Annotated in this window: 7 protein-coding genes; all 7 read left to right on the forward strand. The window is 76.8% G+C overall.

Annotated features, from left to right (window positions below; translation table 11 throughout):
• Positions 1-160 precede the first annotated feature (160 nt).
• A complete protein-coding gene (locus tag ABT084_RS32470; RefSeq protein WP_351051713.1) occupies positions 161-1981 on the forward strand; it encodes an FAD-dependent oxidoreductase in 1821 nt (606 codons plus the stop codon).
• Positions 1982-2280: 299 nt separating this feature from the next.
• Positions 2281-2937, forward strand: a complete 657-nt coding sequence (locus ABT084_RS32475; protein ID WP_351051716.1) for a DUF5701 family protein — start codon at positions 2281-2283, stop codon at positions 2935-2937.
• Between the two features lie 392 nt (positions 2938-3329).
• Positions 3330-4547, forward strand: a complete 1218-nt coding sequence (locus ABT084_RS32480; RefSeq protein WP_351051718.1) for a helix-turn-helix domain-containing protein — start codon at positions 3330-3332, stop codon at positions 4545-4547.
• Between the two features lie 92 nt (positions 4548-4639).
• Positions 4640-5602: an aromatase/cyclase gene (locus ABT084_RS32485; protein WP_351051721.1), complete on the forward strand. Its 963-nt coding sequence runs from the start codon at positions 4640-4642 to the stop codon at positions 5600-5602.
• On the forward strand, positions 5599-7212 hold the full coding sequence (locus tag ABT084_RS32490; RefSeq protein ID WP_351051724.1) for a serine/threonine-protein kinase: 1614 nt from the start codon (positions 5599-5601) through the stop codon (positions 7210-7212). The genes ABT084_RS32485 and ABT084_RS32490 overlap by 4 nt, the downstream gene beginning before the upstream one ends.
• Positions 7209-8126 (forward strand): 4'-phosphopantetheinyl transferase family protein, encoded by a 918-nt coding sequence (locus ABT084_RS32495; RefSeq protein ID WP_351051727.1) that lies wholly within the window; start codon positions 7209-7211, stop codon positions 8124-8126. Before ABT084_RS32490 ends, ABT084_RS32495 begins: the two co-directional genes overlap by 4 nt.
• Positions 8127-8343: 217 nt before the next feature.
• Positions 8344-10473, forward strand: a complete 2130-nt coding sequence (locus tag ABT084_RS32500; protein ID WP_351051730.1) for a condensation domain-containing protein — start codon at positions 8344-8346, stop codon at positions 10471-10473.
• The last annotated feature ends 153 nt before the right edge of the window (positions 10474-10626 follow it).

Consider the following 10626-nt stretch of genomic DNA (forward strand, 5'->3'; position numbering starts at 1 on the left):
GACCGTGCGTGCCCGATCCGTCAGGACACGGGCGCCGAGCGGTCCTCCAGCGGGTGTCCGGGAGGCTGCGAGCGGCGCCGTCGAGCATGGAACGCCGTGAACGCCGTGCATGCCGACAACGCGGTGGCGGGTTGACGGCCCACGGGGAGGGGGCGGCGCCATGCCGCGAAACAGTGGGACCGGGGCACGGGTGCTCGTCGTCGGGGCCGGGCCGGTCGGGCTGACCGCCGCGCACGAGCTGGCCCGCCGGGGCCTTCGGGTCCGGATCGTCGACGCGGCCGCCGGGCCGGGGCGCGGTGGCGGGAGCGGCGGGGGCGGGGCCGTCACGGTGCATCCGCGGACCCTGGAGGTCCTCGACCAGATGGGTGTGGTGGGGCCCGTACTCGAACAGGGCCGCCGCAACCGGGCGTTCACCATGACCGCGGGCGGCGGCCGGCCGGTGCGGCTCGACGCCGACTACACCTCGACGCCCACCCGCTACCCCTACACCGTCGTCATCGAGCAGGCCCGTACCGAGGCTGTCCTGCGCAAGGCCGCCGCCCGGCTCGGGGTGCGGGTGGAGTGGGGCGTGCGGCTGACGTCCTTCGACCAGGACGAGGACGGCGTACGGGCGTACCTCGCGCACCCCGGCGGGCGGCGGGAGGCCTGCGCCGTGCCCTGGCTGGTGGGGTGCGACGGAGCGGACAGCACGGTCCGGGCCCGGCTGCGGCTGCCGGAAGTGGGCGGGGCCCACGAGACCTGGGAGCTGGCGGACGCGCCCGTGGAGGCGGTCGGGGTGGTGGGGGATGCGGGGGCCGGTGGGGTCGTCGGTGGGGCCGCCGGTCTGGTTCAGGACACCGTGCACTGGGTGCACACCGGGGGACAGGCGCTGCTGATGATTCCCCACCGGCGCGCCGGGTACTGGCGGCTGCTGGACGCCGCGCCCGCCGATGTGGTGCGGGACGCGCGCCCGGTGGAGGTGCGGCTGTCCGCGAAGCTGTCGGCCGGGCTGGGGCGCGAGGTCCGGGTCGGCACGCCGCTGTGGAGCGCCGTGCGCACCTTCCGCGGGTCGGTCGCCACGCGGATGGGCGAGGGCCGGTGCTTCGTCGCCGGGGACGCGGCGCACGTGTACGGGCCCGCGTCCGGGCAGGGCCTGAACACCGGGGTGCAGGACGCGTACAACCTGGCGTGGAAGCTGGCCATGGCCGAACAGGGCTGGACCGGGCGGGAGTTGCTGCGCACGTACGACCAGGAGCGGGTGCCGGTGGCGCGGGCGCTGCTCGGGGCGGCGCAGCGGACGGGCGCGCTGGCGCAGGTCACGAGCGCGATGGCCGGGGCGGCGCTGCCGGCCGTCATGGGCGTTGTACGGGGGACCGGGCTGCTGCACCGGGTCATCCAGCGGAAGGTGCTCGGCGACATGTCGGGGCTGGGGCTGGCCTACGGGGGCCGCCCGGCGGGGCTGGGGGGCGGCACGCGGGTCGTCGCGGAGGGGCTCCGGGGGGAACTGAGGGACGTGCGGTGGTCGTTGCTGTACGTACCGGAGGGCACGGGCGAGGCCGTGGAGGTGGCGCGGGCCGCCGCGGCCCGGTACGCGGGGTGGCTGTCGGTGCGTACGGTCGTGGGGCCCGGGTGGTCGCGCGGCGCGGGCCCCGGTCCCGGCGCGGGGCCGAGGCCGCTGGCGGATCCCGACGGGCGGTTGCGCGAGGCCCTGGGGCTCTCGGCGGCGGGCTGGCTCCTGGTCCGCCCGGACGGCTACGCGGCGGGGGGCGGGGCCGAGCTGACGGAGACGGAGCTGGCGGGGGCGCTGGCTCCGCTGGGGCTGGTGGGTTCGGTGGGTTCGGTGGGTGGGGTGGGTTCGGTGGGTTCGGTGGGTTCGGTGGGTGGGGTGGGTTCGGTGGGTTCGGTGGGTGCACCTGGTTCACCGGCTTCGTCACGTTCAGCGGGTTCGGCGGGTGCCGGGCCGCTCGTCCCGCGGGCCCGCTCGGGGGCGCGGGCCGTGTGAGGTGCCGGCGGTGGCAACGCCGGGCGGTGCGGGCGGGTGGGGGCGGTCGGTGCCGGGTCCGGACGGGCTCGACGAGGGCTCGAGGAGGGCTCGAGGGCGGGGGCTTGAGGGCCGCGGCGGGCGGCCCTCGGGCCGGGGGCCGGGGGCCGGGCGGGGGGCTGGATCCGGCCGGTGCCGTGCCGTCGCGCCGGGTGGCAGCGCAGGGTCGTCCGGCGCGGCGCCCCCGCACCGGGAACGCTTCGGCTGCCCGGCTCGTTTGACCTCGGTACACCGCCGCGCACCGTACCCCGAGGAGTACCTTGCCCGACACGTCGTCCACTCTCTCCGTGTCCCCCCTCCCGCCGCTCACCGGCCAGGCGGAACAGCTGATCCGGCTCGGAGTGCACGAACGCGCGGGGATGTCCGCCGACGCGCTGCGCGCCTTCGCCGCCGGCGCGGACGGCGCGGACGGCGGCGCCCTGCTCGCCGTCCACCCGGACCGCGTCCCCGTCTCCGCCCTCGCGCCGCTGCTCCGCCACGAGGGCAGGCCCGGGTTCGTCGTCGTCGACATGCCCGACGTCGACCGCTTCGCGCCCTGCGCCGTCGAGCTGCCCGACGCTCCCCTCTACCTCGTCACCGGCCTCGACCGCGGCGACCGCATGGCCAACTGGAGCCCGGAGGAGGCACTGCCCGCCCTCACCGCGGCGGAGCGCACCCCGCTGCTGCTCGGCGAGGGCGTGCACTGGCTGCTCCAGCAGCCCGAGGTCCTCCAGCGCAACCGCTGCTTCATGACCATCGGCTCCCGGCTGCGCAAGGCGAACGGCGCCCTGGACGCCCGTACTCCGGCGATCTGGATCAGCAACGGCACGGGCCGCGACGGCCGCGAGCGGCGGGACGCCCCCAAGGTCGGCTGGTGCTGGTGGGGCAACCGCCACACCTGGCTCGGCTTCGCCTCCGCCACCGGCCGCCGGGTGTAGCAGCCGCACCCCGAGGGGGCGTGCGCCGGTCAGCGTTTGGGCCAGCCGATGTCGTCGTCCGACTGGACGTCCTGGGGCGGGTCGATGGGCTCGTCTCCGATGTGCGGGAATGCGGCAGCCGAGCCGGCCGCGCGTCGTGCGCACACCGATGGCCTCATCGTCGACCCCCAGGCGTCGGAAAAGAGCAGGTCCCGGCCGGGTGCGGGGCCGGGTTCTGGAGAGTCTGCCTCGATCCGGTGGAGGAGTGCTCGAGAACCGGACGACGTTCGCGTGAGACGGGGACGAGAGAAACCGCCCCACCGTGGCAAAGGTTTGCCCGCGTATTGCCAGGCGGCCTACGCTCGGTGCGGTTCTTCGGCGACTCTCCTGCCCCGATCACCCCAGGGATGCTCATGCTGCGACAGCCCGCGTTCGGACACCGCCTGAAGAAGTTGAGGATGGCCCGGGGCCTGTCCCAGACCGCGCTCGCCGGGGAGGGCATGTCCACCGGCTACCTCTCCCGGCTGGAGTCCGGCGCCCGCCAGCCCACCGAGCGGGCCGTCACCTACCTCGCGGGCCGACTCGGCCTGGAACCGGCCGACTTCGAGGAACCCGCGACCGGATCCCTGGCCCACGCCCTGACCCTCGCCGCGTCCACCGGCTCCAGCGACGCCATCGAGGAGCTGCGCCAGGCGCTGGCCGCCGAGGCCCACGAGAGTCCCGTCCTGCGCTGGCAGGCCCTGTGGCTGCTCGCGCAGGCCGACCGCCTCCAGGGCGACCACGCGGCCGAACGCGAACGCCTCACCCTGCTCGTCGCGCTCGGCGACGAGGTCGGCGTCACCGAGCTGCGCGTGCGCGGACTGACCCGGCTGGCCCGCTGCCTGCGCTCCCTCGGCGACATCACCCCGGCCCTCGACGCGGCCGTCGAGGCGCACCACCTCGCGCTGGGCGAGAAGCTGGGCGTGGAGGACCGGGCCACGGCCCTGCTGGCGCTGATCTCCGTACAGGCCGAGGCGGGCCGCATCGGCGAGGCCCGGGCGCACGCCGAGGAACTGACCGCGCTGGTCGAGGGGCGTACGGACGCCCTCTGGGCGGAGGCCATGTGGACGGCCGCCGCCGTCCGGATGCGCCAGGGCGACTACCCCGGCGCGCAGGCCTGCCTGGAGGAGGCCCTCGAACGGTTCAGCAGCCAGGAGGACCTGGTGCTGTGGCTCCGGCTGCGGCTCGCCGCCGCCCGGCTGCACCTGCAGCGGCTGCCCGCCGACCCCGAGCAGGCCCAGCGGCGGGCCACCGAGGCCGAGGCCGCCCTCGCCTTCGTCGGCACCCCCGCGCTGCGCCAGGACCTGACCGCGCTCAAGGCCGACCTGGCCTTCGCCACCGCCCGGTACGACGACGCGCGCGCCCTCCTCGGCGAACTGGCCGGGGACGCGCCGAGGATGACGTACCGCGACCAGGTCCGTCTGGAGATGCTCCGCCACCAGCTGCTGATACTCGGCGGCGACCCGGCCGGCATCCAGGGCCTGCGCACGCTGGCCCAGCAGGCCCAGGAGGACGCCAACATCGACCTGGCCGCCGAGATCTGGCGGATGCTCGCGGACGCCCTGGCCGAGAGCGGCCGGTCCCCCGCCTGAGGAGCACGGCCGGACCCCGGCGCCCGGCTTGAGGGAGGTTCGAGCCGGCCGGTGCACTCTGGAGGGCACCCGCAGAGGTGAAAGGGGCAGTCATGTCGTCGCAGCGTGTGCACGCGAGCGAGCAGACGGCGTGGGTGGCCGCCCCGGCCGGCGTGGTCTACGGCCTGCTGGCCGATGCCGTGCGCTGGCCGCTGCTGCTGCCCTCCCCGGTCCACGTCGAGCGGATGGACTTCGACGGCGAGCAGGAACGCCTGCGGCTCTGGGACGTGTCCGGGGACCGGGTCCGCTCCTTCCACGTCCGGCGCGTCCTGCGCCCCCACGCCCGCGCGGTCGACTTCGAGCAGGAGGACACCGCACGCCTGGGCATGCCCGTGTCCGGCACCTGGACGGTCGAACCGCAGGGCGACACGGCATCGCTGGTGACCCTGAGCCAGCGGCGCACCCTGGTGGGCCTGCCCGCCGCCGAGAGCGAGCGCAGCCGCCGGGAGTGGCAGACGGAGGCGGACGCGCAGCTCGCGCACCTCAAGGAGAGCGCCGAACGCTGGGAGCGGATGGACCAGCTGCTGCTCTCCTTCGAGGACAGCGTGCACGTCCAGGGCTCCGCCGAGCTGGTCTACGACTTCCTCTACCGGATCGGGGACTGGAGCGGATCCGTCCCGCACGTGGAGTGGTCCAGCGTCATCGAGGACGTGCCGGGCGTGCAGGTCGCGGTCATGGACACCTGCGCCGCGCCCGGCGGGGAGACGGTCTCCACGCGGGCGGTGCGGCTGTGTTTCCCCTCGGCCGGGCGGATCGTCCACAAGGAGCTGGTCACCCCCGAACTGATCGCCGCGCACAGCGGCGAATGGTCCCTGGTGCCGGACGAGGACGGGGTCCGGGTGGTCTGCGCGCAGCAGGTGATGCTGAGCGAGGAGGCCGTCGGGCGGGTGCTGGGCGAGGGCACGAGCCTGGCCGAGGCCCGCCGGTACGTGCGGGCGTGGCTGGGGCGCGCGAGCGAAGAGGTGCTGGGGCTGGCCAAGTGGCACGCGCAGAGCGCCGTACGCAGGCTGCGATGACGGTGGCGGTGGCGGTGGTGGCGGTGGCGGTGGCGGAGTCCGCGCCGGCCGACTTCCCGGTGGAGACGTCCGCGATGGAGCCCCCCGCCGACCGACCCGCCGAGACGACCTCTCCGATGACCGACTCGCCGATGACAAGGAGCAGTTCGATGGCCCTCACCCGGTCCGGTCCCGTGCGGGAGCGCGACGCCGTCCTTCCGGAGGCCGAGCCGGTCGCCGGTCTGGTCGCGGGGCCGGTCGCCGGCCCGGTCACCGGCCGGCCGCCGCACACGCGGCACTTCGCGCTCGCGCACCCTTACGCGGCCCTCGCGCCCACCGTGGACGTGGCGCTGCGGGCGGTGCGGCTGGAGGCGCTCCTCTCCGATCCCTACGACGAGGCCAATCCGTACGGTTTCCACGGCCTGCGCGAAGGCACCGGCACCCGCGACGGCGCGCAGCGCACCGCCGTCGAGGCCGCCGTGCGGGCCGAACGCGTACCGGCCGCGGACGGCGGCCGTTTCACCGCCGCCGACGACCTCGTGCGCGTGCTGCGCCCGCTGTTCCGGCGGGATCTGGCGCTCGGGTACGCGCACGGCGCGCGGGCCCTGATCGCCGCCCTGGAGCGGGAGGAGCCGGTGCCCGCGCGGGCCGGGGAGTTCGCCGCGCTGCTCGGCCCGGCCGCGCTGATCGCCACCACCGGTACGGTGCTGCGCGCCGCGGTGCGGATGGTCGCCGAGCGGGGCCGCACCGAACCCGCCGTCCGGCAGTGGCGGGGTCCGCTGGCCGCCGCCTTCGCCGATCTGCTGGCCTGCGAGAGCCTGGTGGCGGTGGGCCTGCGGGCGAGCGCGCTGCCCGGGGGGAGCGGGCGGGCGGTGCGCGCGGCCGTCGGCTACGCGACGGCGCTGGTGGTGGGCGGGGTCCTGGACGAGCTGGACCTCGTACTCGGCGAATGCGGGCGCCCGGCCGGCTCGCTGGAGCGGCTGACGCTGGCCAAACTGGCGGCGGACCTGCCCCGGGCCGGGTCAGGTCCGGCGGACGTGTCGGCGTACCAGAGCGATGTCGTACGCGAACTGCCCGCGCTGGCCTGCGCCTTCGAGCGCCGGGCGGACACCACGGGCGCCGTGCTCTTCCGCCTCGGCGAGGCCATGCCCGCCCGCAGCGTGCCGCCGGCGCCGGAGGGCGACGACACCCTCGTCGGCGTGCTGACCGGGGCCGCGGCCCGGCTCGCCACCGCCGTCGCGGGCGGCGAGGCGGTGACGGCGGCGCTGGCCCGGGTGGCGGGACGGCTGGTGAGCGAGCAACGCGCCCTGCACGGACCGTGCCTGGCCGCGGCGCACGCGGGCCGGGGCGAACCCGCGGTACGGGCGCTGGCCGACCGGCAGGCCATGCTGCTGCTGGCGGCCGCCGTGCTGGGGGTCCAGGGGGCCGCCGCCGGGCGGGGCCTGTTCCTGGGCGGCGAACACTGGGCGCTGCTCGCGGCCACGCGGATCGCGGGCCGCCTCGGCATCGGCCCGGGCGGTCCGGCCGGGCCCGCGGACATCGAGGCGCAGCAGCGGGTCTGGGCGGAGCTGGACGGCCGCGACCGGCTCGGCGTCGACTGCGACCTCTACGCGACGCGGGTGCTGTGGTGAGCGCGGCGGCGGAGGCGGCGGCGTACGGGCCGGGGCCCGGGCCGGGCTTCGGGCCGGGGCCCGCGCCGCTGGCGGTCGCCGGGCCCGACGGGCCGTGGGACGAGCTGGGCGACCGGCTCGACGACGACGGCCGGGCGGTCGTGTGCACCACCTGGGGGCAGTGGCTGACGGCCGCGCTGCTCGATCCGGGGCTGCGGCCGCTGCTCGGGCACGACTGGCCGCGCTACCGGCAGGGGCCGACCGCGGCGGGGCGGATGCGCTTCGCGGTGTCCCGGCTGGTCATGAAGTACACCGCCGCGAGCGCGCTGAACGTACCCGTGGGCGCCCTGGACCTGGGCTACCGGCCCGGCGGGCGGCCCGTGTTGCGCGGGCTCGGCGGCGAGCTGGAGGTGAGCCTGGCGCACACCGACGAGCTGATCGTGGTCGGGGTGAGCCGCAGCGGGCCGATCGGGGTGGACGCGGAGCCCGCGGGGCGGCAGATCTCCTTCGAGCTGCTGCGCGAGCACGTGTGCACCCCGGCCGAGGACGCGGAGCTGGCCGCGCTGCCCGAGGAGGAGCGCAGGCTCCGGCTGCTCCGGATGTGGACGCTGAAGGAGGCGTACACGAAGGCGCTGGGGCACGGGATGCGGCGGAGCTTCGCCGGATTCGGGTTCCGGTTCGAGCCGGGGGCGGACGGCGGGCCGCGGGCCGTGCTGGCCGGTGTACCGGCCGAGGACGCGGCGGGCGGGTGGAGTTTCGCCACGCATCTCGTCCAGGGCCGCTATCTGGTCAGCGAGGCGCACCGGCGGGAACGGACGGCTGCGGCGGCATCCGAGGTGGCGCCGCCGATCGACGCCGGTTCGCGGCGTGCTGCAGGGCCGCTCGAGGAAAGGGTCCCCGAACCGCTGGGCCTACTACGCTTTTTGGACCGGTAACCTCCGGCCGGGCCAAGGGAAGGCGTACGCCGTGAAGGCAAGGGAACTCGCCGCAGCGCAGCCCGCGCACAGTCCGTGCCCACCGATGGCGATGCCGATGCCGATGCCGATGCCGATGGCGCGCCGTGTCCGGGTCGGGGGCCGTCGTGCCCGTCAGGTCGGATAGCCCGGGTCTCCCCCAGCTCCCGGTGGCGGCCGGGGGAAGGCCGGGCCAGGAATGACCGGCGCCTCGGGCCCGAGGGGGCCGGGACCGGTGGTCGTCGTGGTGCGCGAGGCGGGACGGCCGGCGGCCGGGTCCCCGCTCGTGCTGGGCGTGCGCGGGCTGCGCGACGACGCGGACGCCGAACTCTTCGCCGCGCGGATCGCGGGGCGGCACCGGCAGTTCCAGGTCACGCTGGAGTGTCACGGGCCGGGGCGGCACACGCTGCGCCTGATGCCCGGTGCCGACGCGCGCGCGGGTGTGGGCGCGGATGGGGGTGTGGGAGAGGGCGTGGGCGGGGGTGACGGGGACGGTGGCGTGCTCGGGGCCGAGTTGCTCGCCGACCTGCTCGGCCCGCGTCCCGGCGCCGGGGAACCGCTCGCCCTCACCGGGCACCAGCGGGACCTGCTGTGGGACGCGGTCACCCGGCAGAGCGGCCCGGACCGGCACATCGAGCAGCTCCACTGGAACTGGGCGGGTCCGCTGGAGCGGGCCCGCTTCGCCGCGGCCTGGCAGTCGGTGGCCGACCGGGAGGCGGTGCTGCGGGCCGCCTTCGACTGGACGGCGGTGGACCGGCTCGTCCTGCACCCGCGCGCCGACGTCGACATCGTGCACCACGCGCACGGTGGGACCGGCTGGCCCGAACTCCTCGCGGCCGACCTCGCGCACGGCTTCGCCCTCGACCGGCCGCCGCTGCTGCGGCTCACCCTGCTGGACGGGCGGCCGGGGCAGCCCGTACGGGTCCTGCTGACCTACCACCGGGCGCTGCTCGACGAGCGCGGGGTGCACCTGCTGCTGCGCGAGTTCTACCGCGCCTACCTGGCCGGCGGGGTGCTGCCCGGCGGGGAGCGCCGCCCGGACCTGCGCGACCACGCACGCTGGCTGGCCCGGCAGAGCGGCGAGGGCGCGCGCGAACTGTGGACGCGGACCGGGCCCCCGCGCCATGCCGCGACCGCGGTGGGCCGCCGGGGCGCCGATACCCGGCAGAGCGGCGCGGGGCGGCTGCGCGGGCGGCTGGTCGAGCCGTACAGCTCCGGCCTGCGCTCCTGGGCCGCGGCCCGGGGGGCCGGGGAGAGCAGCGCGCTGCACGTGGTGTGGGCGCTGCTGCTGTACCGGGCGGCGGGTACCGGGGGGCCGCTGCGGGTGAGCTTCGGGGTGCAGTTGGGGCCGCGGGACATCGCGCTGCCCGGGGCCGCGGGGATACCGGGGGTGCTCGGGCATCCGCTGCCGATGACGGTGCGGGTGGACCCGGCGGCTCCGCTGGCCGAGCTGCTCCAGCAGGTGCGGGACGCGCTGCTGGACCTGGCGGCGTATCCGTGGGTGTCCGGCGACCGGATCCGGACGTGGCTCGGGCGGGGCGAGGGTGAGCGGCTCACCGACACCGTGGTGTCCTTCGACCACCGGCCCGAACTCCCGCCGGAGGTACGGGCCGAGCTGGAGGGCCAGGGGATCGAGGTGGACGAGCCGCGTGCGGTGGGCGGCGGGGCCGGTCTGCCGATCACGCCGATCACGCTGAACGCGCGGCACGAGCGCGGGGGTGCGCTGGCGCTGAGCGCGGTGTACGACCGGGCGAGCCTGGCCGACGAGGACGCGTCGGCGGCGCTCGGGCAGTGCGTGAGTCTGCTGCGGGCGCTGGCGCGGATGCCGGAGGCGGATCCGGGGACGACGGTGGGGCAGGCGCTGGCCCTGCTGGCGCACGTCGAGGTGCCGTCCGTGGCGGCGCGGCCGCCGCTGGTCCGGCGGGTCGGTCTGCGCACCCTGCGGGTGGGGGCGCCTTCGGCGGACGTGATCTGTCTGGTGGGTGTGCCGGGGGTGGTGGCGGGGGCGTACGAGCTGTTCGCGCGGCGGCATCGGGGGGTGGAGAGGGTGGTTGTGCTGTGGGTGCCGGATTCGGGGGTGGGAGTGGGGGGCTTGGGGGCCGGGGTGGGGGTGGGGGAGCTGGATGGGGTGCTTGTACCCGGGCGGCGGGTGTTCCTGTGCGGGTGTGGGCCGGGGGCGGGGGCGGCCCAGGCGTTGGCGGATGCGGTGGTCCGGGATGCGGGGCGGGGGGTGGCGGTGACGGTGCTGATGACGGGGGTTGCGGGGGCGGAGGCTACGGCCGATGCGTTGGCTCGGGCGCTGGCTTCGGTCCCGGCTCCGATGCGGTAGCCCTGGCGGGCGGCGGGGGTCGTTGCGGGGGCGGGGCGGGGCGGGGGGGTGGGGTGGGGTGGGGTGTGGTGTGGGTTTGGCTGGCCCTCCGGGGGGGGGGGGCGGGGGGGGCGGGGGCGAGATAGGGGGGCGGGGCGCGGCCCCCGCGCGCAC

This window comes from Streptomyces sp. NPDC002138 (assembly GCF_040296485.1).
Taxonomy (GTDB): domain Bacteria; phylum Actinomycetota; class Actinomycetes; order Streptomycetales; family Streptomycetaceae; genus Streptomyces.